This is a genomic window from Dyella koreensis (assembly GCF_044904565.1).
Taxonomy (GTDB): Bacteria; Pseudomonadota; Gammaproteobacteria; order Xanthomonadales; family Rhodanobacteraceae; genus Dyella_D; species Dyella_D koreensis.
In genome coordinates this window covers 677,949-704,597 of the sequence record NZ_JADIKD010000011.1, presented here as the reverse complement: position 1 = coordinate 704,597, position 26,649 = coordinate 677,949, and the positions used below count along the sequence as shown (strand labels likewise).

Sequence of the window (26,649 nt, the reverse complement as noted above, 5' to 3'; positions counted from 1 at the left end):
AGATGAGGATTGTGTATGCGTAAGATTTTAACTGCAATCGCGATGCCGCTTATCGCAATATTGAGTATGCCTATCAACGCCGCGGCCCACGATCGTTGTGGTGCCGTTGTACGCTTTATGCCTCTCGATATTGACACTTACGAGCGCGTTACGATGAAAACAGTCGAGGGGCGCGCATTTGAGGAGTGGTGCCTTTCTTCTCCGGTACAGATCGAGCGGTTGCGTAGCATTTTGGCCGGCAAAGGAGCGGCAGATTTCGATTCGAGTCGCGTAAGAATGGAATTTGCATCCAGTGAATCAAAAGTTTTCGTCGATGCAAATGGAATTGCTTCAAGCGATGGGCACCTGGGTACAAAGATTGATTTGAATGCGCTTCAGGCGTTTCGAAATTCATTGGCCGCCGATGCAGTTAGGTCCTTGGGAGACGGTCAAAGAAGAGTTAGTCAGTAAGGATGATGTAAGTGGCACCCCCTTGGAGCGAGGAAGGCGACCTTTGGTCGCCTTCCTCGTTATGCGGCGTCGTTAAAACTAAAACTTTGGCACCCAAGGCGACAAATGTTTCGCTATATCTAAGCGGCAACACCCGTTTTTCGCCATGGAACAGGACCTGTAACCGTGATCATGCATGGGGTGACGACTGGGATCGCCGCGAGCTTGTCGCGTGAATTGGTCGGCAACCCTTTTCAGGGCTTGCGATTTACCCACTATGTCGAAATAGACGTTACCTATGCAGATGACAATCCTAACCAAGTGATTGATGAGGTGCCCTTCGCGACGGATGTGATGAGCCGCCGATCTGATGGCTCGTATGGCACGGAAGCGATAGAGATAGTTCTGACTCGCATGTTGCAAGCCCCAAGCCTTTGTTGAATCGGCCCATCTAACCAACCACACGTGTGCATATGCCAAACGCTGAGGAAGAAGCAGTTATCGTCAGATCGGTCATCCAGGAAATGAGCGAAGACATCCTTAGTAAGATCCATGTGCTTGAGGATGAGCTGACAGAAGCCATCAGCCATGCACGCTCTGGAGAATATGATGGCAACGAGATTGGGCAGGGAGAATTGGTCCTCTTTATGTATGGGCCCAATGCCGAGAGTTTGCTTGCTTCCGTCGAGGCTAAGCTCCGCGAATCTGAGCTGACGCGACTGTCGTTAATTACGATCAGGTATGGAGGCCCTGGGGCGCCGACGCGGATTGTTCGGCTGAGTGACGTTAAGCTGATGTAGCTTAGTCAGCCGTCTTTGCGTCGTTGTCTGCAAGCAACGTCTACTATCACCTAGTCTACAAGGCTGTACTTAACAGCATGTCCGGAGCGCCCTGTCGATGAAAGTAAAGTGCGTTCGTTATTTTGACTCTCGGCGGAGGCCTACTCTTGATTCCCAGTGGCTTACTCTCAACAAGGTGTATCACGTCATGGCTACGCAGAGAGGCGCGGATCAACAGATGGACTATTTAATCGTCATCAATGATAGCGATCCTGTTTCAGCTTCTGCGGGGTATTACCCCGCGGAAAGCTTTGAGGTCGTTAGCGACGTGACACCTCCGAACTGGAAAAAACGGGTCTCAGGCGCTTCTGTGCAAGTGATGCCGAGCCCGTGGTTTGAATCCAATTTTTTTGAGAGGCTTTACGATGGTGATCGTGATGCCGTTTCTATCTTCGAGTGCGAGAGAGATGTAATCCTGAGGAGTGATCCATAGATCATCCTTAATTTTTCACCGGTATTCGCATAGGACTAGTTCAGCAACACCGAGAGGCGGGTCAGGTTGGACTTTCGGAGCTGACTCCGTTGGAGTTGCATCTGACCCTATGGTTCTACCTCAATCGGCGATAAGGACGGGACATTTCCATAGAATGTGTTGGCCATCATGATTCAGTCTTGATGTGATCCTAGCCACAACCTGGGAGAGCAACATGAAACCCTCCATTCTCTTACGAATCGCATCGATCCTCACGCTTCTTTTCGCCGTCGGGCACACCTCGGGCGGAACAAGCCTCTGGTCCCCTGCCGGCGAAACCGATGTCCTGCAAGCCATGCGGTCGTTCCATTTCGATGCCGCGGGCACCAGTCGAACCTATTTGGACTTCTATCTGGGCTTCGGCTACATCCTCGGCGTCTACATGTTCGCCCAGGCTGTCGTGCTGTGGCAGTTGGCATCCATCGCGACATCCGACGCCCTCCGCGTACGCCCATTGATCGGCACCTTTCTGCTGGTGTCCATCGCATCCACCGTGCTCTCGTGGCGGTTCATGTTTGTGGTGCCGGTGATTTGTTCCGCCGTGATTGCCATTTGCCTTGGGTTGGCGTTCTACGTATCGGGAAAGCAAGGCGAGCGCGCGGCGAAGTGATAAAGCCGCAAGGGTAGGGCGGAAGCGCTCTCGGCATGGGATGCCTGCCGCACTCTTGCTTATAGGACTACGTCGTCTAGCTAGTTGCGGCCCCCCGTGCCCAGCGAGAGCATTCTCCGCTGTCCGCCATGTTCGGCACCTGGGAGAAGGTCCATGGGCATCTTGCGGCGTGTGTCGGCTTTCTTTGGGGGAAGTCGGCGTCAGGGGGCACAGCGGCTGGCTGCCGTGGTGTTGACGAGTCTGGCGCTGTTTCTCTCGGCCTGCTCGGGCGGAGAGACGCCCCCCGCGTCGGGTACGGCAGCGGATCGCGCGGCGACCAGCGGAAGTACCACGCCGCCCAAATGGGTTTATCAGTCGACCCCGCATGCGCAGGTGGCGGTGGTGTTCGTGCACGGCATCTTCGGCGACACCCTGGGTACGTGGACTAACGACAACGGCACCACGTTCTTCAAGTTGCTTAAGGACATGCCCGGCATCGGCGACCGGGTGGATGTCTATGCCTTCGGCTTCGAGTCGTACATGTTCAAGGGCGGCTCGCTCGACATGCTTGGGGCCGCCGACAAGCTGGACGACTATCTGAAAGCTGCGGGCGTCTGGGATTACCCGTCGGTGGTTTTTGTCGCCCACAGCATGGGTGGCCTGGTGGTGATGCGGGAGCTGGTGAAGCATCGCGAGCGCCTCGACCAGGTGCCGCTGCTGGTGCTGTACGCGACGCCACAGGAAGGGGCTTCCATCACCTCTTTGGCGCAACACGTGGTGAGCAACCCGGCGATTGCCGAGATGTTCCAGCTCGACAGCAATACCTACCTGCAGACGCTGGATAGCGACTGGCGCTCGCTGGACAAGGAGCAGCGGCCCACGGTGGTGTGCGCCCGCGAAACCAAGGAAACCCATGGCGTGATGATCGTGCCGATGTCCAGCTCGTCGCGCTTCTGCGACGACGCGCCTTCGGCGATCGGCGGCGCGGATCATCTGAGCATCGTCAAGCCGCAAAGTGCGGACGATCACGCGGTCGTCGTCCTGTTTAATGCGCTCCGCGAGGTCGTGTTCGGCACGCCGGAGCATCCTCTGCTGGCGCTGCCCAGCTTCAAAGAGGAAGACAACCACTGGACGTTCGATCTCCATAGCCCCAACGGCGACAACGCCGCCGTGCTGACCAACAACGGTAAGCACATGCTCAACTACACCACCACGGCGGATTCCGATCTGCAGTTGTGGCGGCCCGACCAGGGCGGCATTCCCTCGGGCCATTCGGGCGTGCTTCTGCTCGCCATCCGGCCGTCGTCCATCCGCGCCCAGTACAGCTTCGATATCCAGGTGCCCGTGCTCGGGTCGCGCCATGTGATCGTGCATGTGCCCGATGTGTCGGCCGTGCAGGGCAAGCAGGATGAGTTGCTCAGCAACATGGCGGCGCACATGAAGGAGTACTTGGCGACGGTCCCGCCCACCTTGAGCACCGAGGAGCGCAATGCAGGCCTCGCCGCCGCCGCCGGCGATGTGTTGGCCAAGGCGTCGCCGGATCTGCCGCCATCGGCCCGCTGGGTCATGACCGCCGATGCCCTGGCGTTCGTGGGGCTGAATGACGTCGCCAGCCACGCATTGAACAAAGCCGGGCAAACCTCCCCAGACATCCTGCGATCCCCCACCGCACAACTGGTGGCTCAGTCCATCGCCACCCAAAGCGGCAAGCCCCAGCAGATCACGGGCGACGCCGTGGTGCCGAAGCTGACCACCGAAGTAGCGAACGCCAAATTCACCGCCAACCAGGATCGCCTGAGCCACATCATCGCGACCGATCCGCAAGCCTGGACCGACCTGTCAGCCAAGTTCCAGGACATCCCCGTGATGCAGTCCGAAGGCCTGGGCCTGAAAGGTGATGTACTTAAAGCGCAGGGCAAGGTCGAGGACGCCAAGAAGGCCTACATCGATGCCGGCAAGGCAAAGTCATCGCCGTTGATCGACAGGAAGATCGAAGCGGTCAATCTTCAGCAGGCACAGCAAGTGCATCTGTAGATGCCGGGCGGAAGCCGGGTTGGGCTACTCCGCCCCCGTGCTGCGGCCCCTCGGCCTGCCACGGTCCGCCGTGCTAGCTTTTAGGCGCGGCCAGGGGAGCCGTTACGTCAACAGCGGAAAAACATGGCAAATCGCAATCAGCCGGTGCGTTGGTACTGGCCGACGTTCGGGAATGTCGCCGACGCTATTCAGGCGTCCAACCAGGGTATGTGGGCCGCCGTCTTTTGTGCCGTCGTGACGGCCATCATGGCGAGCATCAGCATCTTCACCGCTGATGGAGTCGCCGGTGTCCATCCCTCAGCCTATGTCGATGCAGTGCTCTTTGCGGTAATCGCGTGGCGTATCCGCGCGCGCTCCAAGGCTTTCGCTATCGTGGGGCTGTGCTTGTTCGTGATCGAAAAGGTTTTCCAGATTGCCACTCAGCCGGACTCGATCCGCTTCGGCATCTTTCTCGCCATCATTCTGCTGCTGTGTTTTATCAGCGGCGTGCGGGGCAACTTCGCATATCACCGCTTCATGGCTGAGGCCGGAGTGGAGCCTGCTGCACTCCCGGGAGCGGAGAGTGGGGCGCGGGATATTTGAGAGCGCGCTGAGTGTTTTGACTCGTCTGTATGGATCTTTGCCGGCAAGGGCCGGCAAAGTTCGCCAGCTTTGGTTCTGGGGTTGGTCCATCACGAATTGCGAAAGGCAAATCGGGTGTGTGCTGCCCTTTCATCGTTGAAGCCAGTGAGGCGTTGTGTACTTATGCGTAGGTGGGGTCTCGTACTGCTTTGCCTGCTGATCGGCTGGGGCGCGCTTCATTGGTGGCGGCACCGGCCCATGGCGCAGGCGCCGGGAGTACTCGCACCGGATGCACCGCTGCAGGTCGATATCGATCATGGCACGCAGTTACAACGTGGCGACGTAACTCTCACCACACGTGCCCGCTTTGAGTTGACTGCTCGGGTGCTTTCACGTGAAGACTATCGCTACGACGCAGGTGCCACGCTTGCCCCCGTGGATCTTGCGTTTGGCTGGGGCAGCATGTCGGACAGCGCGGTGTTGGCAAAAATCAGCATCACCCAATCCAATCGCTTCTATTACTGGCACGTTCGCGAGTTCCCGATTCCGCAGCGCGACATCGAAACCTCAAGCGCCAATATGCACCTGATTCCCTCTGATGACGGGGTCCGTCATTCACTGGAGCGGATACGGCCAGGACAGCTGGTGCATCTGGAGGGGTTTCTTGTAGACGCCAGCCGGCCGGATGGTTGGCGGTGGCATACGTCGATGACGCGCGAGGACACGGGGAATGGCGCATGCGAATTGGTGTATGTCGAAGACATCAGTGCGGTAGCTCCGTGACGGCGCTCTGTCGATAGCTTCGATAGCAGTCCGAATCGCTCTAGCCTGATTGCAAAGTCCTTTTCATAGAAATCCACTCATGCACATTGGATCCCTACGGCGCCGGATCAAACGTATTGCATGCACATCCCCCGCTTAATGGTCGTAGGATAGCGCCAATATCAGCACTGACTTGGCCAGGGAAGGGTGTCATGAAGGGGTATGAAAAGATTGCTCGTCGCGTGCTAAGCGTCATGGTGGTTACGGTTGTCGCCACCGGATTACTGGGCACCTTTGTTCTTCCAGGACGAGCTGAGGCATTTGACCAGGCGGTCACTTTAGCCCCCACCGATTGTATGGCTACCGGTGGCGCACCGATCGATCAGAACAGTGGCGTACGGCCGTTTCTTCCGTTCTATCAGCCGGCGGTGGGGCAGGACTCGATCGATCAGGTTGTTCAAGGTCTGCCGAATTACCCTGGCTATAACCGCTTCACCATCTGGGATGCGTGGGACAGTGGCAACCCGCCCACTGTGCCCATCACCTCGTGGTCGTTGGGCACCTATACCGGCCTGACGAGTGCAGCGCCGCTATCGTCGTTTCAGCGAGGTCACACGGACTCATATGGCTACTCGGGGGTTCAGGCGATCAGTAAAAGTGTTGGCCTGTGGCTGAACTCAATGGATCCGACTGCCAATCTCTATAACGGATCCAATTCGCTCAATGTTGGCTGTTGGTACAACTCCCCTCCTTACGCAAAACTCTTTCCTTCGGTCGCACATCAGCTCGATGTGTCGTTCACTTCTGGTGTTGCTTTTGATAGTTCCGTCTATGACGGTTCCGATACTGGGGTCAGCATACTGGCCTATTTCGAGTTCATAGCGTTCGACGAAAGCGATCAATGCAAAGCTACGGGGGGCCAATGCCGGTTCACCTTTCAGGTGGTCTATTACTCCCGAAAGGCTGGCGACGCCACAATTCAGAGTGTTCATGGCGATGACACCAATACCACCTCCTTTCCTATTGCTCAGACTACGGTGAATTCGTCGACTTGGCTGCATCGAGTGACAGGCGATGGAGCATTTGATTTTCAGCAGGAAACATTCCAGCCGAAGTACTTCCACTTTCGTATCAGCCCAGCGGAATTCATGTCGGTAGTCGGAGAGGTATCCAAGCTATCAGGCTATAGCTCTCTGTCATCCAATCCACTTGATTACGCCATCACGTTGATTGGAGTTAATGGTGAGGTCCATGTGCCGTCTGGTAAGCACGGACAACTTGGGCTGTCGGTTTCCAATGTTCGCGTCACATCGACGATTTCGCACCATGCGCTCAGCACTCCGGCTGCATTCAACGGTCCCGAAGCGATGATCGTTTATAGGGACGGCGCCGATGTTGGGTCTTTCACGAGCGTTGTCGGGAGCCGGCCGAACTCGTGGAGCCGGTTGGCTACGGCTACAGCTACAGGTGAGCCATCCGGCTATTTCGCAAATGGTGCTGCACGAGTCGTCTACTTGGATCCGACACGGCACATACGCGAAATCTTCCGACAGGGTGGAGTGTGGTCCGAGTGGGATATGAGCGCCGAATTGAGGTTGGGGAGTGCTTACTCCGATCCCAAGCCGTTTGCGGACGGTGCTGGAAATGCCCAAGTGGTCTACCGAGATGACACTGGCAATGTTCATTTGCTGTCTTTGGACCAGTCCGGTTGGCATCACGCGAATATCAGCACTTCAAGTGTGCCGAGTACCATTGCCGCAGCCGCTGGTGCTCCCATGGGGTATCAAGCCAGCGGCGCACCACGAATCGTTTACCGAGACAACGGCAATCAAGTGGTCGAGCTTTTTCTGTTCAATGGCGTGTGGAATCAATGGCAGATGACGAGCGGTGATTCATCTGGAACGGCGTATTCAGATCCTCAGGGCTATGTAGATGTGGACGGCTTTCCCCGTGTCGTCTACAGGGACAGTGCGGGTGATATCCACGAGCTGCGAATGGACTCGAGCGGCTGGCATCATTCGGACATTACAAGTCTCGCCGGCGCTCCACCGGCCGTAGGCAACCCACGGGGCTTGGTTGCCGGTAGCGCGTCGAGGGTCATCTACAGAGGCGTGGATCAGCATGTCCATGAGCTTGTCTGGTGGAATGGCGCCTGGCAGCACAATGATTTGAGCGGCGGGCGCGGTGCCGTATTGGCACAGGGTGACCCCGTAGGACTGGTTGGGAATGACGGTATTACTCGAATCGAATATGTGGGGGGCGATGCTCAGCTACACGAGTTCTATTACAGCTCCGGGTGGCTCCACCGCGACATGTAAATTGGCGAGTTTCTAGCGAGAACGAGGGTGGAGCTATCTTCTGTGTAATCACCTCTGGCCTTAGTAGGTACGGCTCACTCGCACGCCCCCGCCCATGCTGGTAATGTCTGCCGCCGAACCACATGTTCGGTAGTTAAATCAGGGGCAGGGATGCGATTCGGGCCAGGTGGATGGCTTTGCTATGTGAATCAGGTCACGAAACCAAGGCGCGGTCTGCCCCGGCGGAAGCTGGCGGCATAGACGGTGTAGGTGGCCATGTGTGATTTGCAGCCCGCGCTGACGGGCCTCCGTATCAGGTGTTGAATGCCGGGAGTGTCGCGCTGAGCGATGCATCCTGGCGTTGTGCTTTGCAGGAAAGAGATGTGCTGCTTGTTCGAATCTGCGACTGGGCAAGCAGGGTAATGAGTGGGCCCGCCATGGCCTGCTATGGGATGTACGTCGCGCCATAGGCGCATTTCAAACTCACTAGGGATAGGTATTCATGCGTCACTTTCTTCTGGCTGCGTCGCTGGGCGCGGCAATGGCTGTTTCCTCGGTTGCCGCGCACGCTGGTGACGCGGATCCCAGCCACTTCTTTATCAATGCGGGTGCGGGCATGTCGCACTCCAACGTCTCCGGCCTCACCGACAAGGACAGCTGGGGCTATGGCGTCAACGCCGGTTATCGCTGGCGCGATACCTGGGGTGTGGAGGCGGGTTATGTCGATCTGGGCAAGCCCGAGACCAATGGGTGGATCGATGGGAATGCCAGGTATCCCCAAAACCTGAAGCTCAATGTCTCGGGCTGGACACTGGGCGCCAACGGCCGCTGGACCTTCGCGGAAAACTGGCACGTCAGCGCGCGGCTTGGTGCGTTCTTCTCCCGGTCGAAGCTGACGGCTCGGGGCTACTACTACGGCGAACAAACCACCAACGACACCAACCTGTACTTCGGCGCGGGGGTTGGCTACGACATCACGTCGCAGCTCAGCGTGGGTGTGAATGTCGATCGCTACCAGGCCAAGGCCAAGAGCATGTTCATTACGGGCACGGTTAGTCCGGTGCTGGTGACGGGCACGCTTGAGTACCGTTTCGCCAGCTGGTAATTGCCGCGACTGGTACGTTCGAGGAAAGAAGGCGGAGGTAGTTGGGGCAGCTCAACTACCTCCTTGCTTGTCCAGGCCATGCTGCCAGCGATAGTGGGATAGGCTCATACGCGGCTTTGCTGGCTCGCACTGACTGATTGCGCCGGGAGTTGCTTCTGCAATCGAGAAACCTCTACATCGATACCCTGCGCGGTGTGGCCATCGTCCTGGTCATGCTGCTTCATTTTGGCCTGGCCTACGGCTTCAAGCTGCCGCTGCCGGATGCGGTGCCGCCTGGTTGGGTGCGTGCCTTGCTGGTGAGCGGCAACTACGGCGTCTCGATGTTCTTCGTGATCTCGGGCTTTCTGATCACGAGCAATGTGCTCGGTCGTTACGGCACGTTGGCGGCGATCGATATGAAGCGGTTCTACTTGCTGCGGTTGTTCCGTCTCGGGCCGCTGTTGCTGTTGATGCTGGCGATCATCACAACGCTCTGGCTGGCTGGCGTGCCGAAGTTCGACAACTACCACGACAAGCAGCCGATGCCGTCGTGGTTTCAGTGGGTGGCTATCTTCTCGGTGCTGACGTTCTGGCACAACGTGCTGATTGAGGTCGTAGGCAACTGGTTCAACTACGCGATGAATATCTGTTGGTCGCTGTCGGTTGAAGAAGTGTTCTATTTGACGTTCCCCTTCCTTGTCCGCTTTGCGCGGGTGCGCTGGCAGCTTCTGGTCGCCATCGCTTTCATCGTGGTTGGGCCGGCCTATCGCTGGCTGCATCGCGACGACGAGAACTACTTTCTTTATGGCTATCTGGCCTGCTTCGACCAGATCGCCATCGGCTGTCTTGCTGCGCTGATCGCTGCGCGAAAGCCTGGCTGGAGCGTCATCATGCGCAGAGTGGGCGCCATGTTGTGCGCTGTCGTTCTGGCTTATGTCTACCTTCAGGGCTTCGACGGCCATGAAGCATTCGGCTTCACTTGCCTGGCGCTGGCGACCGCCTGCCTTCTGATCTGTGTCGCCGACCTGGATGCCAGCAAGCTGGGTGCGCGCTTGATGAGGCCGTTGTCCTGGGTGGGGTCGCACAGCTATGAGCTGTATCTATTCCACCTGATCGTGCTTGGCATCCTGACCGGGATCTGGCCGAAGGCGAGTATCGAGCTCAACACGAAGCTTCCACTGATGGCGCTGTTCTTTGCGCTTTCGATGATGGTGGCTGCGCTCGCTGCACGGTGCGTAGGCAATCCGTTGAACCAGTACTTGCGCTCGCGATATGCCGGCTCGCGGACGAAGGCGCGATTTGAAAGCGGAGCAGAGGCCGTTAGATCGGCTTGATGGCTTTCGTCCTCTCTGTTTGCACAGCGACATCTGAGTCGCACCGCAGGATTTTTGTGAAAGCGAATTCACGATTGCATTGAAGCGCCCATGCAATAAGGCCGTTGCACGTCACAAAAAAATGACCTGCGTACATTTACAAATCAATCTCTAGCTTGCTCCAGCCTGTCGAACCTATTGAGTCGAAAAGAACTTTCGATTTTGGGGAAAGTGCGCCCTTCTGAGCGCAAAAAAATGCAGACGCATTGGATATTCGAATTAATTTGCGTATTCGTCGATTTGATTAATTTCATTAGGTCGGGGAATAGGAGTGATGGTTTTTAGGGCTAATGCCCCGGAAGGGTGTTGGCGCTTTGACAGGGGGTATTCACAGCGCCTGGATGGTCCAGCGCTGAATCCACGGGAGAGTTCTATGCAATCCAGCATGAAGCGTAGTGTGCGTTGCATGATCCAGATCGCGATGGTGAGCAGCTTGGCGAGTGCCGCCTGGTTGCCATCCGCCTTTGCCGCTCAGGCCGGCGACAGTCGCATCGATGCCGTTGAAACTCAGGCACACGCCGATTGGCGTGAAACCATGTCGCACACCTCCGCGCCAGCGGAAGGCTGCTATCAAGCCGATTACCCCAGCATTCTCTGGAAGCAGGTTGGCTGTAATGTCGCGCCGGCGCGCTTCCACTCCATACCGCCCCGGCCCCATCCCACCGCGTTGGCACGAGGAGCCACGCAGACCACCGGCAATGGCAATGACTATGCGATCAAGGTATCGAGCCTGATCAGCAGCACCACGGGCACCTTTCCTTCGGTCACCGGTGTGACGTCCGAAAAAGGCGTAGGCGTTGCCGCGTTTGGCGGTGGCGGCATTCTCGGGCCGAACGAATACACGCTGCAGATCAACTCCAACTTCGACGGCACCACCGCGGCGTGCAGGAGCCACTCCGGTTGCACGGTGTGGCAGCAATTCATCTATTCGCCGGACTACAACGTCAATGGCCAGGCGGCTGTCTTCATGCAGTACTGGCTGATTGGCTACGGCGGCACCAGTTGCCCCAGCGGCTTCGGCAGCGATGGTGCGGGCGATTGCTATAAGAACAGCGCGGCGGTTTCGGTTCCGGATATCCCGGCCACCCAGCTCGCCAACCTGAAGCTGTCGGGCACGGTGGTTTCCGGCGGCAACGACACGGTGACCTTCACTAATGGCACCAAGGCCTACAGCATCAGCGGCAAGGACAGCGTGCTGTATCTGGCCCAGGTGTGGAAGGAGTCGGAGTTCAATGTGGTCGGCAATGCCGGCGGTTCGGAAGCGGTGTTCAATTCCGGCTCGTCGGTGACGGTGAAGGTTGCGGTGAACGATGGCAGCACCGCCACCCCCACCTGCGCGGCCAACTCCGGTACCACCGGCGAGACCAACAATCTCAACCTGGGCAGTTGCTCTGCCTTCGGTGGATCGACGCCGTACATTCAGTTCACCGAATCGAACTGATACCCACGGACGGATAGCTGCGGCTATCTTTCCCGAGCAAGCCGAGGGGAGCGATCCCCTCGGTTTTTTTGTTGTCTCGGCTACGCACCGCCTTTTCCTCCCCCTGCGAGCAGGGGGAGGGAGCTGATGGCGTGATCATTGAAACCCGACGCCCATGTAATGGCTTATTCGGTCCGGAGATCACAGGGCCGCGTCTGCGCAGTTCCTCACCAGTGCTACATTTCGCCGTCTTATCCCCATGCCCTGCGGAGCGAGCCAAGCCATGACGAACCAAGCCACCTATCCCATCGGTACACCCGGCACGCCCTGGGGCCCTGCGGAAGTGGCGGCGTGGCTGGCGCGGCAGACTCGCCGGCGCAGCTACGAGGCGGATGTGCTGAGTGCGGTCGACGCGCTGCGTTCGCGCTTCGATGTAGTGGAATACGGCCGCCTGGATTACTCGCCCGACAGCTATCGGCTGGTGGCGATCAAGAGTCGCGACTGGAATGACAAGCTGCCCTGCGTGCTGGTAACGGGTGGCGTGCATGGCTACGAGACCAGCGGCGTGCACGGCGCGCTGCTGTTTGCGGACCGGTATGCGGAAGCCTATGCGGGTCACGTGAATCTCGTGATCGCGCCCTGTGTCAGCCCCTGGGCCTATGAGCGCATCCATCGCTGGAATCCGCTGGCGATCGACCCGAACCGCTCGTTCCGCGACAACAGTCCGGCGCAGGAGTCGGCGGCCCTCATGCGTCTGGTCGCGCCGTTCCGCGACCGCGTGCTGGTGCATATCGACCTGCACGAAACCACCGATACCGACGAGTCGGAATTCCGGCCGGCGTTGGCCGCACGCGACGGTGCGGCGTTTGAGCCCGGCGAAATTCCGGATGGCTTCTACGTGGTGGATGACACGGAGAATCCGCAGCCCGCGTTCCAGCAGGCGGTGATCGCAGCGGTCGCCAAGGTCACTCATATCGCTCCGGCCGACAGCCACGGTGAGATCATCGGCTCGCCCGTGGTCGCGCCCGGCGTCATCAACTACCCGCTGAAAAAGCTCGGGCTTTGCGCAAGCGTCACCTCTGCGCGCTACACCACCACGACCGAGGTCTATCCCGACAGCCCCAAGGCCACTCCCGAGCAGTGCAATGCCGCGCAGGCGGCCGCGGTGTGCGCGGCGATCGATTTCGCGCTGGCGCATGTGGCCACGTCAGCGTGACGTTGATGCGTGCGTGATGGCTCAGGCGCTGCCAAGGGTGAACGTATGACGATCTACATAGCATTGCTGCGCGCCGTCAATGTCGGCGGCACCGGCAAACTGCCTATGGCTGAGTTGAAAGCCATGTGCGAAGAGGTGGGCTTCGAAGAGGTGCGCACCTATATCGCCAGCGGCAATGTGGTGTTTCGCAGCCGGAAATCGGCAGCTCAGCTCAAGGCGGCGCTGGAGAAGCGTTTGGCGCTGTACGCCGGCAAGCCAGTGGGTGTGGCGATACGCACCGCAGCGGAAATGGCCGAGGTGGGTAAAGCCAATCCGTTTCCAGAAGCCCCAGGCAATCGCACCGTAGCCATCTTTCTGGACGAGCCACCGCCGGCCGATACGCTGAAAACTGTCACCCACCAGAACGGTGAGAAGATCCGCCTCGGCAAGCGCGAAGTCTATGTCTACTACGGCGACGGCATGGCCGATTCCAAGCTGAAGATCGGCGCGGCCAAGAACGGCACGGCGCGCAATATGAATACCGTGCTGAAGCTGGCGGAGATGGCGGCGGCGTATTGAAGCGATGGGCTCGACCAATAAGGCGGGTTCATGGGTGCGGGCTCAGTGGGTAGATCCGGTGTGGTTCCTGATTCCAAAAGCCACGCCGCGCTTTGCAATGAAGGCCGCGAGCGCGATCATGCCATTCCCACTTCCCGTAGCGCCCCCATGAACCCATCCGACGACGATTTCGATACCGAGCATGCCTTTGATGATGAAGAGGATGGCGATGATTCGGTAGAAGCCCGCGTCTGGCAGCTGCTGCTGATCAACCCGGGCGACGAGGAAACGGCTTTGCAGCAGTTCGCGGCTTACCGCGATGCGGTGGGGCATGCCGATGAGGAGGAGGTCGAGCCGATCCGGGTGATCGCCCAGGTGATCGATTGGCGTTCGGGTTTCCAGGTGGAGGCCGACGATACGCGGACGCTGGTGCAGGCGATCGATGAGCTGGCGTCGCGCTGGAATCTGTCGGTGGAGTGGGATGGCGATCCGGACGATGACGACTTTCACGCCGATGTCGATGCGGCATCGCTGTTCGCCACGGCGTATGACAGCCTGACCCCTTATGGCTACACCTTATGGGCCTGGGAAACCGACGAAGACACTTATGCCGGCTGGATGACGCTGACGCGCGATAACGAGCCTTTGCGCGAGCTGGCTACGTTGTTGGATATCCAGGTGCGACTGGGTAGCGAAGTCACTTGAAGCAGCAGCGCGGGTGTCCATCTAAGCCAGGCTTTTGAACGCCGCCGCCAGCGTTCCCAGCGCCGCGCGCGAGCGGCGATCATGCAGCGCGCTGTACAACACCACTTCATGCGTGGGCAGCTCCGGCAGGGAAAGGCTCGCACCCACGTCGACGGTATGCGGTGGCGCGCTACGACGGGGCAGCACGGCGATGGCGAGTCCGGCTGCCGCGGCGGCGCCCACCATCGCTGCGCCTTTGCCGATAAAGACTTCCGTCCACGGAATGCCAGCCAGGTCGAGTGTGCGCACGGCCGCGTTGCGGATGCTGCAGGAGGCTCCCTGAGTGGATAGCGGCAAGGGCTGGCCGGTGCGCGGTTGCCAGTCGGCGGCGGCGATCCAGGCGAAGGTTTCGTCGTACAGCTTGTCGCCGTTGCGGCGCTTGTCGCCCGGTTGCAGCACGAGTGCGGCATCCAGCTTGCCTTCGTCATAGGCGTCGGCGATTTCGACGGAACCGGCGGCGCGCAGTTCGATCAGCAGGTTCGGGTCGTGGTCGCTCATGCGGCGCAGCATGCCGGGCAGTTCGGCGCTGACCAGTTGATGGCTGATACCGATCACCAGCCGGCGTTGCTCGACTTCGAACGAGGCGATGGCGCGCTCGTGGGCGCCGATCAGTTCGCGTGCGGCCTCCAGGAATGCGGCACCTTCGGCGGAGAGGCGCACTTGACGCGGCGTGCGTTCGAGCAGGCGCCGGCCGAGCTGCTGTTCCAGCCGGCGCAGTTTGAGGCTCACGGCGGACTGGGTGCTGTCGAGCGCCTGCGCCGCGCGCGTGAAGCTCTGCAGTTCCGCCGTCAGTACAAAGGCCTTGATGGCATCGAGATCGAGCGTCTTCATGGGGACGGGAGCCATATGGTTTTGTAATGACTGAAAGTCGCGCTGGCCGGTACAACCGCCGCATCATAGCGAACTACGCTGTTCGCACTTTGGCGGAGCGGGAACAGCTTATGCAGCGGTATCGAATGGCTTTGGCGTTGTTGGGTCTGGCGTGGGCGGCGGGTATGGCGCATGCCGCTTCGGAGATGCCTGTGCCCAGTGCGCTGGTCGGCGCCTGGACGCTGGAGCGGGTCGACAATGTCTATCCGGATGGCCGGCGGGTGGAGCTGTACGGGCCGCATCCGCAAGGCTTGTGGATCATCGATGCGCAAGGGCGTTACATGATGCAGATGGTGCGTGCCCAGCGTAGCGGCTTTGCCGCCGGTGACAAATCGAAGGGCACGCCGGAGGAATATCGCGCGGCGTCGCTGGACAGCAATGCGCACTTCGGCCGCATCAGTGCGGATGACCACACGATGCATACACACATCGAGCAGGCTTCGTTCCCGAACTGGAACGGCAAGGATGGCAACTCGGCGTACACGCTCAAAGGCGATGAACTCAGCTATGTCGTCGCCAAGCCTTCCAGCGGCGCTAGTGAAGGCGCGCATGGCGAGGTGGTGTGGCGGCGGTTGCCGTAGGCGGGCATCGCTGACTGGAAAGGCCAGCATCATGGGCGACCTGCCCGATGGTGCTGGCCTTCATGCCTATTCAAGCCGAGATCAGCCGCCTCGCAGCCTGAGTACGAGATGCAAGGTGGATTCCTTCTGGATGTTGTAGTCGATCAACGTTCTTCCGTCTTCCAGTTGCTTGCCGGCGAAGATCAGCCGCTGCTGGTCCGGCGGTATGCCTTCCTTGTCCTGGATCTTTGCTTTGACGTTCTCAATGGAGTCGGAGGGTTCGACTTCGAGCGTGATGGTCTTGCCGGTCAAGGTTTTGACGTACTCCTGCATTGCCGCTGCGGCAGGTGCGAACACGGCGCCGCCGACGATCACCAGGCTCAGCAGCCATGCGGACAGGCGTGTCCGGTGTTTGGATTCGGTTTTCATAGGGATTCCTTGCAGAGTGGAGGGCGTGGTCGCGCTACTGGATGACGGCCAGTCCGCTGGGTTCGGCGCCTGGCGCGCCTTGCGCGGTGTTGCCGAAGTCGCTCAGCGTGGTGCGCGCGCCTGTGGCGGGGTTGACCAGGAACACCGTGCCGTTGCCGCCAGTGCCCGCCAGGCTGTCGGATACGCCGAGGCCGCCGTAGTTGGCCAGCCAGGTCACACCGCTTGGGCTGGCGCCGATGGTGCCTTGAGTGGCGTTGCCGAAGTCGCTCACTAAAGTGCGATAGCCGGTTGTCGCGTTGACCTCTACCAGCGCGCCCGCGCCCCCCGTACCTGCTTCATCGACCAGTACGTAGACCTGATTCGATGGAGAAACCGCGATACCGACCGGCGTGCTCAATGGATTCGGATCGACCCACCCTTCACTGCTATCGCCGAAGTCGCTGATCACGGTGCGGGTCTTTCCCAGCGGGTCGACGCTGAAGAGTGCGCCATGTTGATTGGTGCCGGCGCTGCCGTCGGCCACCAGTACCGTGCGGCCGAGACCCAGCAGGCCGCCATACAGCGCCATGCTGTCGGGGTAGGTGCCCTGTGGGCCGTTGCCGTCGCCGAAATCGATGAGGACGGTGCGATGGCCGTTGGTGTCCACGGAGAACAGCGCGCCCTGTCCGTTGGTGCCGGCATAGGGGTCGCATACCAGCACGCCGCTCCAGCTCAGCAGGCCTGGTGGTACGGCCAGTACGCTCACTGGGTAGATACCGAGTGGACCTTGCAGGCCGTTGCCGAAATCGCTGAATAGCGTCCGCTGTCCGGTGGATGGATCGATGCGGTAGAGCGCGCCGCGCTCGTCGGTACCGCCGCTGCCGTCCGTCACCAGTACGCTGCCGGGAATCAGGCCCAGCAGCTGCCCGGGCAGCCAGGCGACGCCGTTGGGATCGACGCCGGTTACGCCTTGTGATGTGTTGCTGAAGTCGCTGAAGACGATGCGTTGGCCATTGCTCTGGTTGACTGTGAATAGCGAGCCCAGATGCTGGGTGCCGGCTGTCTGGTCTACCGCCAACAGCGTTCCCGGTGGTAGCGAACTCGCCAGCGCGCTACCTGCGAAAGTACCTGCGCAAAGCAGGCACGACAAAAGTCGACGTTTCATCGTTGTGTCCTGTGGCTGAGAGTGGAGTAGCGAAACTTCAAAAGCTCTCAAACTGACGCACGATCCGCGCCGGATTCGCACCACGTCTCTGGACACAGACGTACCGCACCGGGCCGCCGGGTGGCCTGATGGGGTGCCCGCATGAGCGAGTCAATGATTTCTTGTTCCGGCAACGGCGAGCCGGCCGCCTCCATGTCGGCGGCTCGCCATCGTCCTTCTACGCCCCCGATGGCGCCGCGGCGTCAACAGCCGATGAAAATGCGCGCCGGCTTCTTTGTTCTGGGATGTACGCGGAAAGAAATCGTGAGGCGCGCGGCGATGTCACGGGCTGGCAACAAAACGCTTGATCGTGTGCTGCGCGATCACGCTGTCAATCGCTGCTTCACGTGCGCGGCAAAACGCTCCGCCGCGTCCGGACGTACTTCGAGATGCAGGAAGGGTTCGATCATCTCCAGTTCCATCAGCAGAAACTTGCCGCCCACCACCACGCCATCCACGCGCGCGTAGGCGACCTTGGCGTGGCCGAGTGCGGCGGTGGCGGCGAGGGCGCGTTGTGCGCTGGCGATCAGTGCGGCATCGGGTTCGATCAGCTCGGCGGTGCCGCCGAAATCCGATTGCACGCGATAGTCGCCGGCCGCCGGCCGCTTGATCACGGCATGGCTGAATTCGCCGCCGAAGAACAGTAGCGACCATTCGCCGTCGTTGACGACTTCGTGCAGGAAGGGTTGCACCAGGTAGTCGAACGCCAGCGGGAGTTGCGCAATGGCTTGCTGGAAGCTTGCTTCGCCGACCGTGCCGCGCGCGGTGTGCCAGGCGGTGCCGCTCACCGTGGGTTTCACCACTACCTCTTCCCCGTGTCGCGCGGAGAGGGCTTGCGGCAGGTCTTTCGCGGGCACGATCTGGGTGGGAATGATGTCGATACCCTGCGCGGCCAGGTCGAGCAGGTAGCGCTTGTCGCTGTTCCAGCGCACCAGCGGCTTGTCGTTGATGGTGGGAATCGGCAGGCGGTCCAGCCAGCGGGTGAAGGCGGCGTAGTGCTTGAAGTAGTCCCAGGTCGAGCGCAGCAGTACGGCGTCGTAGGCGGCCCAGTCCACGGCGGGATCGTTCCACACGCAGGCGGTGGGTTCGATGTCGAGCTGGCGCAGGGTGGCGGCGAGATGGGCGTCGTCCGGATGGATGCCGGGAACCAGGTCGGACGTGGCGATCGCGAGGCGAAGGGGGATAGTTGCGGACATGCTGAAACCTCCAATGATGGAGGGCGCCCTTGTCTGGATGGATCCAGGCTGAGCGTGGCGGAACCAGTCCGTCGCAGCACCCCTCAGCCCGATAGATAACTAGTCTCCCCGAGCGGCACCCCGGCCGTCAACGCGGCGCATGCCGTTTGCCGGTATGCGGATCACGTCCTTGCTTTTGAACGGGCGATTTCCCAAGCTGTGCCACAGCGGGGAAGCCATGGAGGCTGGCCCGGTTATCGCGGATGTGAGCATGCCACTGCCGAAGATCGAGCTGGCTCTCGCTGGTGCGTTCCTGGCACTGCAGGTGCTGGTTGTAGCGCTGTTTCCGCAAAACGATATGACGCTGTCCTACCCCTTCATGATCGCCGCACCATTGCTGGCGACCCTGGTGATGCTGCGGCGCTGCCTGCTCGATGGGTTTGCGCTCTACAAGGGGTGGATCCTGGTGGCGGCGAGCATGCTGCTGTGGACGCTCGGCATGGCGATGAGTGCGGCGTCCGAGCTGGTGCTCGACCGGCATAACCTCACGCCGGGGGCGATCATGCTGGTCTATATCCAGTACGGCGTGCCGATTACCTATGCGGCTTCCGGCGCCAACGAAGAACGCCAGTCGAAAATCGTTCGCGCGGTCGATGCGGCGATGGCCGTTTCGCTTGGCTATCTGTTCTATGTGTATGTGTTCTCGCTGACCACCTTGCAGGGCGCGGCGGATGCCGACCATGCGCGGCAGGTAGTGTGGATGTTCGATCTCGAGAATCTGTTTCTCGCGTTCTGCTGCGTCCTGCGCTACCTGGCGGCGAAGGGGCATCGCGAGAGCCGGCTGTTCGGCCTGCTGGCGATCTATACCGTGGCCTATTTGTTTGCCGCGGTGTACTTCAATCATGTGCTGGCCCTGCAAGCGCCGCAGGTCGGTGGTTATCGCACGCTGTGGGTGATCGAGATGCCGTTTCTGTTGCTGGCGGCACTGGGATGGCGCTGCGTGATTCCGCCAGTGCTGCACAGTCCGCGTCTGGCGCGGATCGTTCATAGCGGCAGTCCGCTCATGCTGGCGCTGGCCGTGCTGCTGACTTCGCTGTTTCTGCTGCGCCAACATTTCTATCTCGGCGTGGCGGGTGTGGTGGTGGCCCTGGTGGGTTATGGCCTGCGCAGCACGCTGATGCAGGCCCGGCATATCGCATCGGAAGATGCCCTGCGCCATGACCGCGCCGCGCTGGAAAGCCTGGCCTGGGAAGACGCCCTGACCGGCACCCTGAATCGCCGGGGCTTCGATCATGCCTTGCAGCGAGAGTACGCTCGGGCGCAGCGCACTGGACAGCCGCTTGGTCTGTTGATGATCGACATCGACTACTTCAAGTTGGTCAATGATCGCTATGGCCATCTTGTCGGTGATCGTTGTCTGCGGGAGCTGGCCGGCGAGTTGCGCAAGCTGTGCCAGCGTTCGACCGATCTGTTGGCGCGCTATGGTGGCGAAGAGTTCGCATTGCTGTTGCCGGACACCGATCTGGCCGGCGCGACCGCTATGGCGGTCAAGGTTCGCGAGACCATCCGCGGCATGGCGATCGTCAATGCCGACAGTCCCTTCGGCATTGTCACGACCAGTGTCGGTCTGGCCGTCTATCCGATGAGCGGCGACCAGGTCGCGACCGATCTGGTGGCGCGTGCCGATGAGGCACTGTACGAGGCCAAGCGCAGCGGTCGCGATCGCATCGCCTATGCGCCGCCGCTTGAGCCGGCGCGGGATGCGCCGGCTTAGGGGCTGCTCTAAATCTCTGCGCCGGGAAGCGTTGAGGGCTGTTCTTTATGGTCGCGACAATCGTTGAGTTATCGCGACCTGGCCGCTTATGCAGCGGGCATGTCGGACGCCTGCCGGCGCCCGAGTTACTTTCTCTTTGCTGACCCAACCCCCCGAGGGGGCCTAGAGAGAAAGTAACCAAAGAGAAATGGTCTAGAAGAGCGCGGCGTACTTCGTAGCCGCACTCCTTCCAGTGTCAGACGTTGGGATGTTTTTGCCTTTGCTCGTGCCCCCTCCCCTGCTCGCAGGGGAGGGTTGGGGAGGGGTGAGTACTTGGGAAGGCGTATCGGGAGAGGTTGTCGCAAGGGCTTACCCCCTCCCGGCCTCCCCCTGCGAGCAGGGGGAGGAGAAAAGCATGTGCGGGTCTGACGACGCCAACCAGTTCCACAGCAGAGCGGAACAAGAAGCGAAGCTATCCCGATGTCTGGCACTGGACGATGCGCAGCTACAGAGCCCACCACCTGCTCTCAGGCCATTTCTCTTTGGTTACTTTCTCTCTAGGCCCCCTCGGGGGTTGGGCCAACAAAGAGAAAGTGACCCGGCTCGCGGTAGCGAGGCGGAACGCCCGCTGCGTAAGCGGCCAGGTCGCGATAGCCCAACATCAAAGTAGGAAGCCGCGAACCAAAGACTTACACCCGAGCAGCGCACCCTGTTCCATACAGAATCAAAGATAGTGAGCAGACTTCCAGCGTGGCACCCCACTACTCAAGTTCATCCGGCGCCTGCACGGTATATCCCTGTGCCTTGAGCTTGCCGACGAGGCCGTCCGGCGACAGCACCTGTTCCATCGGCAGCAGCGCGAACGTCTGCGCGTTGCGTGAGAGTGCGAACTGCGCGGTTGTGAGCCAGGCGCCTTCCATGCGCTCAGGCAGATCGTGCAGGCCGAGTTGCTGGGCGAAATCGGCGTTGGCGACGGGCACGATGCAGGAGTCGTAGCGGCTGCCCGGCGCCAGTTTGCGCAGGGTCGCCATGTCGCCGGTGGCCCAGGCGTTGGCGCGAACCGTCAGCGTGTCGAGATCGCGCTCGATGCTTTGCATGGTCTGGTCGAGGCAGGCGATATCGCGCTGGGTGATCTGGCGCTGCGTTTCCGCCGCATCGACGGCGGAGCCCACCATCATTTCGTACTTCACCGGCGTCAGGCGGACGTTGTGTTTGCGCGCGAGCCGGGTCACGGTATCCACCACGTCGCTGGTGTCGGTGAGTTTGGCGGTGTCCAGCGCTTTTTCGCGCAGCTTCTCCGTGACCGGCATGGGCTGCCAGTACTCGATGCCGCTGTTGTTGCCGATGTACTGCTGCTTCAGGGTTTGCCAGCGCGCGAATACGTCTGGCGGCAGCAGTTGCTGCAGGTTGGCGCCATCCGGATTCTTGTGTGAATTGAACGAGGGCTGCAGGTTCAGGCGGCTGAGCAGGCCCTCATGCATTCTCAGTTCGGCCGTGGGCGGCTCGAGCAGCTCCTGCGATTGCGCGATGACCTGCTCCACCTGAGTCGAGCGCCACTTCATATGCTTGGGCAGCGGCGTCAGCGTGCCGAGTACCCACAGCACATGGTCACCCTGGCTGACCTTCCACAGACCGGGACCGGGCTGGATGCCGGTGACGGTCACCGTCTGCAGGCGTACCGCGTCCACGGGGGAGGGAGGTTTTTGCGCATCGCTGGCGGATTGCGCCCATGCGCTCATGCTGATCAGCAAGGCACCGACGTAGAGGATGGTCTTCCCGCGCATCCGGAACTCCATGCAAGCAAGTACACGATTGCCGCGCTACGGCCTGCGCAGGATACTCGGGTGCGCCGTGTTGTGGCGGGTCCCTAGAGAGAAGCCGATGAGCAAGCCACGCGAGCTATTGAAGGCCGCCGATATCGACGCCATGCCGGCGCAGCGTGCAGTCCACACCCTCAACCCGAACGCCGTGCGCCTAAAGAAAAGCCTGAGCGACGCCACCGGCCTGACCCAGTTCGGCTTTCTGATGGTGACGCTGATGCCGGGCCACGACGCGGCCGAGTATCACCGGCACCTTTACGAGGAAGAATGCGTCTACGTCCTGTCGGGTCGCGGCGAGGCAGTGATCGACGAGCAACACTACGATCTCGGCACCGGTGATTTTCTGGGCTTTGCCCGCGGGGGCCCCGCCCATACCGTGACCAACACCGGCACCGAGCCACTGGTGCTGCTGGTGGCAGGACAGCGCCTGGCACAGGACGTCTGCGACTACCCGCGCCAGAACAAGCGGCTTTATATCAATGGCGAGGTGGAAGAGTTAGTGGATATGGACCACATCCAGCAAGGACCGATCTGATTGCTTTGGTGGGCCGACTGGAGAAACCTACACCGACGTCTGGCACTGGAAGATGCGCAGCTACAAAGCACACCGCCCGCTCTGAGGCCATTTCTCTTTGGTTACTTTCTCTTTGGGCCAGCAAAGAGAAAGTAACTCGGGCGCCGGCAGGCGTCCGAAATGCCCGCTGCATAAGCGGCCAGAGCACGCAGTCGCAACAACCGAAGCGCGCCACTACTGGATTCCGGCCTGCGCCGGAATGACGAGTAGGAGGAATTGGCTCAAGGGCCGAATCCTCGCCAGCCCTCTCCCCGGAGGAGAGGGAGCAAGCCGAGCTTCAAAGCCAACGAGGCCTAGGCAGCAGCGCTACGCAAGACACGCTGCTGCACCCCCTGCTGATGCACGATCAGCCCATCCTCCAGAAACTCCAACACCATCCGCGGTGCCGTATACATCCAGGCAGCCGTGGCATGCTGCACACCCAATGCACCTGCAATGGCGGTGCGGTCAGCGGGCAGGCTGCGGTGGCGCCGGCGCAAATGGCCATAGCGCAGGCGGTTGTAGCCAGCCCATGCCGCCGCGGTCAGCGCGCAGGCGAGAGCGATCACCAGCATGGTCAGCAGATCCTGCACGCCGTGACTGTGCTCGCGCACGACCAATTCCACATAACTGACGCGCAAGCCGAGCAACCACGCGACCAGAGTGACCAAGGGCAGCCACAATGACGCCCATAGCGCCCAGGCCAACAAAGTGGCGGTGGTGAACAGCATACGTTGGGCCGGATGCTGGCGCTCCGGTCGTTGAATCAGAATGGCTTCGGCTCTCATCGCACACCTCGGTCAGGGCTGGTCCATACCGCCCGCGTTCCCTTGCGCTTGAATAGCGCCTTGGGAAAGGCCACCACGGTGGTGGCCGTACTGAGCAGCCAGTAGGTCAGCGGGTACCAGATCATCCAGTAATAGTTGCGTCCGACCCGGGTCTCGTAACGCCGGTCAATCAGCGTGGCGATGCCGAACTGGATCAGACAGACCATGCCCAACATCACGCCATGCCATTGCGGCAGCAACGTCGGGACATGTAGTGCGGGCGGCAGTGGAAGGAACAGGCCCAACAGCCACAGCAGCACGATGCTCACCATCGCGTACGCCCACACCAGGCTGAAGATGTATTCCAGCGCTATCGGCCACATGCGGCGCCGGCGCCAGCGCAGCAGCTGGCGGGTATAACGCAGGATCACCTCCACACCGCCCTGGGCCCAGCGCACGCGTTGCTTCCACAGGCCGCGCAGGGTTTCGGGCATCAATATCCAGCACAGCGCATTGGGTTCGTAACGGATATCCCAGTGATGCATCTGCAGGCGCCAGCTGATGTCGATGTCCTCGGTCACCATATCGGTGCTCCAATAGCCGACATCGTGCACGGCGCTGCGGCGAAAACAGGCGATCACGCCGGAGACGGTGAACACTCGCCCGTACACGCGCTGCGCGCGCTTGATCAAGCCGATGATCGAAGAGAACTCGCCCACCTGTAGCTTGCCCAACAAGGTGGAGCGATTGCGGATGCGCGGGTTGCCGGTGACCGAGCCGACGCGCGAGCTGCTGACCATATGTCGCATCAGCCAGTGCGTGGCGTATTCGTCGAGTAGGGCGTCGCCGTCCACGCAGACCAGGAATTCGCCGCGCGCCGCCATGGCGGCCATGCGCAGGCCCATGGCCTTGCCCTGGTTGCTGGCGAAGTGGATCACGCGCAACTGCGGATACTCCGCCAGCAACGCATCCAGTTGCGCGCCGGTGTCGTCGGTGGAGCCATCGTTGACCGCGATCACCTCGAAATGCGGGTAACGCTGCGCGGCGAGGTGGGCGATGGTCTCGCGCACCTGCTCGCCTTCGTTGTGGCAAGGCACGATCAATGTCACGAACGGGTAGCTTTCCAGCGCCGGCGGATCGACACGCTTTGGCTGCCCGCGCTCCCAGCGCAGGTAGTAGATCAGGCCGCCGCTCATCCACACGAAGGACATTACGAGCGGGTAATAGAAGGCGTAATCGAACAGCCAAGTGACGATCTGTTGCATGCCCTTCCTCAACGTTCCGGATAGGGGTATTCAGCGGCGGAGATATACGGCCGGATGGCCTCCAGCGCGGGTTGGCCGGTAATGAAGTTGTCGGGGTAGTAGCCGAGATGCCGCGCACCCTGCGCCTGCAGCAGACGCATGCGGCCGCCGATGACGCTGGCGGGGATCGGCGTGTCGCCATGGCGCCAGTCGACGGCCGCCAGTTCGAACACGGTGCGATCCAGCGCGTGCGGTTGTGCCGCTACGGCGGCCGCCAGCCGGCGGAACCAGCCGTCGGTGGCGGGTTGCTTATCCAGCTGCGGCATCGCCATTAGCGCGGTGTAGTCATAGGCAGCGTTGAAGGCCGGCAGGCTCTGCGCGAACCAGGCTTCCGCCTCCGGTTGCAGGACGGGGCGCGCGTAGATGTTGCGTGCGGTCTTGATCTGCGCGCGCCATGGACGCACACGCGACGTCAGTTCGGTGGTGAAGTCGATCAGGTACTGGGTGCGCTGTGCAGGCGTGCTGTGCGCCAGCGGGCCGAGGTTGTCAGTGTCGCGGATATAGGCGTCGTCGGAGAACAGCAGGCCGCTCAGCGGCGCGTGCATGGCGAGGTCTTCGTAGACATCGCCGATCATCGCGCGCACCTGCGGATTCCACGGTGCGAGACGGTAATGGTCGCCGTCATGGGGAGCGTTCTGTTTGCCCAGCGTTGGCAAGCTGTCCGCATGCGGAAAGCGGAAGGCCAGCACCGGCATCCAGGCGTACACCTCCACTTCGCAGCGCGTGCGCAGTTGCCAGGCGACGCGCGAGAAAAGATCGGCGCGCACCGGCAGATGGCGATTCGGGAAGTACACGGCGTCAGCTACGCCATCGCCGTCGGGATCGGCGTAAGCCTGCAGCCACACCTGGCTCGGCTTCATGCGGCGGATGCGGTCGAGCAGGGCGGACAGATTCTTGTCCTGCTGCGCGGGGTCGGGGTCGTAGACGTAGTCCAGGTCGACCTGCACTACGCGCTGCGGCATGACGGCGCGTTGGCGGTAGATCAGCGCGGCAAGGCCATCGACGCCGATGTTGTCGGCGATCAGCAGGCGCGGGATGGTTCTGCCGGGCGCCAGGGTGACGGGATCGTCGTCCAGGCTGAAGGACACATCCATGCCTTGCGCCGCCGCTTCCGCCTGCGCGATGCCGTTGTAGTTGCCGTAGGGCCACACGATGGCGCGCGGACGCTTTCCTGTCTGATGCTCGATCTCGTCGGCGCTGCGCTTGAGGTCGGCGCGGATGCGGGCGCGATAGGCGGCCTCCGTTTCGTAACCGTGTTTCGGGTCGTAGGCGAGCGTGACTGCGGCCGGCATGGTGTTGCCTTGCGGATTGGCTAGTACGCCCTGGTGCAGGTCATGGGTGTGCGAGGCGATCTCCACCAGGCCGGAGTCGCGCATCTCGCGCACCTGTGGCCAGCCGACGAAGCACTCATGCCCGCACCGCTCGCCGTTGTAGTCGAAGCGCTGGCTGTCGGGGCGATCGACCCATGAGCCTTCCACCGCGAACAACGCCGGGTAGCGATAGGCGCGCAACAGCGGAAACACGCGCGTGTAGAAGCTGACCAGGCCATCGTCGAAGGTCAGCAGCACGGCCTTGTCGGGCAGCGCGCGTTGTCCGCGGCGCGCGGCGATCACATCGTCCAGGCTGACCATGTGGAAACCGTTGGCGTGCAACCAATCGAAGTGCGCGATCAGGTGATCGGTGCTGATGGCGGTGCTGTCCAGCCGGCCGGCGTCGCGGATGTCGTCGCGTACGTCGTGGTAATTGAGCACGATCAACGGCGGCAGCGATGCGCGCGCGGGCAGTGGTGCGCTGAGTGCATCGAAGCGGTCAGCCGCCCACGCCGGCGCGATAAGCAGCGAGAGCATGAGCATGAGCAGGACGCGTAGTCGCAGCATG

The 26,649-nt window shown here is 61.0% G+C and carries 25 protein-coding genes and 1 riboswitch; of the genes, 17 read left to right on the top strand and 8 right to left on the bottom strand.

The genetic code is table 11. The features are described from left to right. Positions 1-15 precede the first annotated feature (15 nt). From ISS97_RS15180 to ISS97_RS15115, 14 genes are all read left to right on the top strand, one after another. Complete coding sequence (locus ISS97_RS15180) at positions 16-450, top strand: hypothetical protein (RefSeq protein ID WP_379985580.1); 435 nt, start codon at positions 16-18, stop codon at positions 448-450. Between the two features lie 452 nt (positions 451-902). Beyond that, complete coding sequence (locus tag ISS97_RS15175; protein ID WP_379985581.1) at positions 903-1,229, top strand: hypothetical protein; 327 nt, start codon at positions 903-905, stop codon at positions 1,227-1,229. A gap of 217 nt (positions 1,230-1,446) precedes the next feature. Further along, a complete protein-coding gene (locus ISS97_RS15170; RefSeq protein ID WP_379985582.1) occupies positions 1,447-1,701 on the top strand; it encodes a hypothetical protein in 255 nt (84 codons plus the stop codon). A 214-nt stretch (positions 1,702-1,915) separates the two neighbouring features. Further along, a complete protein-coding gene (locus ISS97_RS15165) occupies positions 1,916-2,350 on the top strand; it encodes an LIC_13387 family protein (protein ID WP_379985583.1) in 435 nt (144 codons plus the stop codon). A 153-nt stretch (positions 2,351-2,503) separates the two neighbouring features. Continuing rightward, positions 2,504-4,363: an alpha/beta fold hydrolase gene (locus ISS97_RS15160; protein ID WP_379985584.1), complete on the top strand. Its 1,860-nt coding sequence runs from the start codon at positions 2,504-2,506 to the stop codon at positions 4,361-4,363. A 123-nt stretch (positions 4,364-4,486) separates the two neighbouring features. Continuing rightward, complete coding sequence (locus ISS97_RS15155) at positions 4,487-4,945, top strand: hypothetical protein (RefSeq protein WP_379985585.1); 459 nt, start codon at positions 4,487-4,489, stop codon at positions 4,943-4,945. A 237-nt stretch (positions 4,946-5,182) separates the two neighbouring features. Further along, a complete protein-coding gene (locus ISS97_RS15150; RefSeq protein ID WP_379985586.1) occupies positions 5,183-5,707 on the top strand; it encodes a hypothetical protein in 525 nt (174 codons plus the stop codon). Positions 5,708-5,898: 191 nt separating this feature from the next. Next, entirely contained in the window at positions 5,899-8,004 is a 2,106-nt protein-coding gene (locus ISS97_RS15145; RefSeq protein WP_379985587.1) for a hypothetical protein, read from the top strand. 481 nt (positions 8,005-8,485) lie between these two features. Further along, positions 8,486-9,088, top strand: coding sequence for an outer membrane beta-barrel protein (locus tag ISS97_RS15140; protein WP_379985588.1), 603 nt, complete (start codon positions 8,486-8,488; stop codon positions 9,086-9,088). A gap of 149 nt (positions 9,089-9,237) precedes the next feature. Beyond that, positions 9,238-10,401: an acyltransferase family protein gene (locus tag ISS97_RS15135; RefSeq protein WP_379985589.1), complete on the top strand. Its 1,164-nt coding sequence runs from the start codon at positions 9,238-9,240 to the stop codon at positions 10,399-10,401. A 412-nt stretch (positions 10,402-10,813) separates the two neighbouring features. Further along, positions 10,814-11,881: a hypothetical protein gene (locus tag ISS97_RS15130; protein ID WP_379985590.1), complete on the top strand. Its 1,068-nt coding sequence runs from the start codon at positions 10,814-10,816 to the stop codon at positions 11,879-11,881. A gap of 262 nt (positions 11,882-12,143) precedes the next feature. Continuing rightward, positions 12,144-13,076: a M14 family metallopeptidase gene (locus ISS97_RS15125; protein WP_379985591.1), complete on the top strand. Its 933-nt coding sequence runs from the start codon at positions 12,144-12,146 to the stop codon at positions 13,074-13,076. A gap of 45 nt (positions 13,077-13,121) precedes the next feature. Then, positions 13,122-13,634, top strand: a complete 513-nt coding sequence (locus tag ISS97_RS15120) for a DUF1697 domain-containing protein (RefSeq protein WP_379985592.1) — start codon at positions 13,122-13,124, stop codon at positions 13,632-13,634. Between the two features lie 147 nt (positions 13,635-13,781). After that, entirely contained in the window at positions 13,782-14,318 is a 537-nt protein-coding gene (locus ISS97_RS15115) for a DUF6630 family protein (RefSeq protein WP_379985593.1), read from the top strand. Positions 14,319-14,339: 21 nt separating this feature from the next. On the opposite strand, the gene ISS97_RS15110 is transcribed toward ISS97_RS15115, so the two are convergent. Then, entirely contained in the window at positions 14,340-15,188 is an 849-nt protein-coding gene (locus ISS97_RS15110; RefSeq protein WP_379985594.1) for a LysR family transcriptional regulator, read from the bottom strand. A 110-nt stretch (positions 15,189-15,298) separates the two neighbouring features. On the opposite strand from ISS97_RS15110, the gene ISS97_RS15105 reads away from it, so the two are divergent. After that, entirely contained in the window at positions 15,299-15,808 is a 510-nt protein-coding gene (locus ISS97_RS15105; RefSeq protein ID WP_379985595.1) for a lipocalin-like domain-containing protein, read from the top strand. Positions 15,809-15,889: 81 nt separating this feature from the next. Here ISS97_RS15105 and ISS97_RS15100 read toward each other — a convergent pair whose 3' ends face one another. The 3 genes from ISS97_RS15100 to ISS97_RS15090 all read right to left on the bottom strand — a co-directional run bounded on the left by ISS97_RS15100 (position 15,890) and on the right by ISS97_RS15090 (position 18,595). Further along, entirely contained in the window at positions 15,890-16,216 is a 327-nt protein-coding gene (locus ISS97_RS15100; RefSeq protein ID WP_379985596.1) for a ubiquitin family protein, read from the bottom strand. Between the two features lie 34 nt (positions 16,217-16,250). After that, positions 16,251-17,360 carry an NHL repeat-containing protein gene (locus ISS97_RS15095; RefSeq protein WP_379985597.1) on the bottom strand — a complete coding sequence of 370 codons (1,110 nt, stop codon included), beginning with the start codon at positions 17,358-17,360 and terminating at the stop codon, positions 16,251-16,253. Between the two features lie 362 nt (positions 17,361-17,722). Next, positions 17,723-18,595 (bottom strand): ATP-grasp domain-containing protein, encoded by an 873-nt coding sequence (locus ISS97_RS15090; RefSeq protein ID WP_379985598.1) that lies wholly within the window; start codon positions 18,593-18,595, stop codon positions 17,723-17,725. A gap of 14 nt (positions 18,596-18,609) precedes the next feature. Next, positions 18,610-18,686, bottom strand: a riboswitch (S-adenosyl-L-homocysteine riboswitch). 159 nt (positions 18,687-18,845) lie between these two features. Between ISS97_RS15090 and ISS97_RS15085 the strand changes: the two genes are divergently transcribed. Beyond that, entirely contained in the window at positions 18,846-20,348 is a 1,503-nt protein-coding gene (locus ISS97_RS15085; protein ID WP_379985599.1) for a GGDEF domain-containing protein, read from the top strand. Positions 20,349-21,088: 740 nt separating this feature from the next. On the opposite strand, the gene ISS97_RS15080 is transcribed toward ISS97_RS15085, so the two are convergent. Further along, entirely contained in the window at positions 21,089-22,111 is a 1,023-nt protein-coding gene (locus tag ISS97_RS15080; protein ID WP_379985600.1) for a TraB/GumN family protein, read from the bottom strand. A 97-nt stretch (positions 22,112-22,208) separates the two neighbouring features. On the opposite strand from ISS97_RS15080, the gene ISS97_RS15075 reads away from it, so the two are divergent. Further along, positions 22,209-22,682: a cupin domain-containing protein gene (locus ISS97_RS15075; protein WP_379985601.1), complete on the top strand. Its 474-nt coding sequence runs from the start codon at positions 22,209-22,211 to the stop codon at positions 22,680-22,682. Between the two features lie 332 nt (positions 22,683-23,014). On the opposite strand, the gene pgaD is transcribed toward ISS97_RS15075, so the two are convergent. The 3 genes from pgaD to pgaB are packed head-to-tail and all read right to left on the bottom strand — an operon-like array spanning position 23,015 to position 26,648. Further along, entirely contained in the window at positions 23,015-23,488 is a 474-nt protein-coding gene (gene pgaD / locus ISS97_RS15070) for a poly-beta-1,6-N-acetyl-D-glucosamine biosynthesis protein PgaD (protein ID WP_379985602.1), read from the bottom strand. Beyond that, the gene (gene pgaC, locus ISS97_RS15065; protein ID WP_379985603.1) at positions 23,485-24,732 is read right to left on the bottom strand and encodes a poly-beta-1,6-N-acetyl-D-glucosamine synthase; all 1,248 of its coding nucleotides are present in this window, start codon (positions 24,730-24,732) and stop codon (positions 23,485-23,487) included. The genes pgaD and pgaC overlap by 4 nt, the downstream gene beginning before the upstream one ends. An 8-nt stretch (positions 24,733-24,740) precedes the next feature. Continuing rightward, positions 24,741-26,648 carry a poly-beta-1,6-N-acetyl-D-glucosamine N-deacetylase PgaB gene (gene pgaB / locus ISS97_RS15060; protein ID WP_379985604.1) on the bottom strand — a complete coding sequence of 636 codons (1,908 nt, stop codon included), beginning with the start codon at positions 26,646-26,648 and terminating at the stop codon, positions 24,741-24,743. Position 26,649 lies beyond the last annotated feature (1 nt).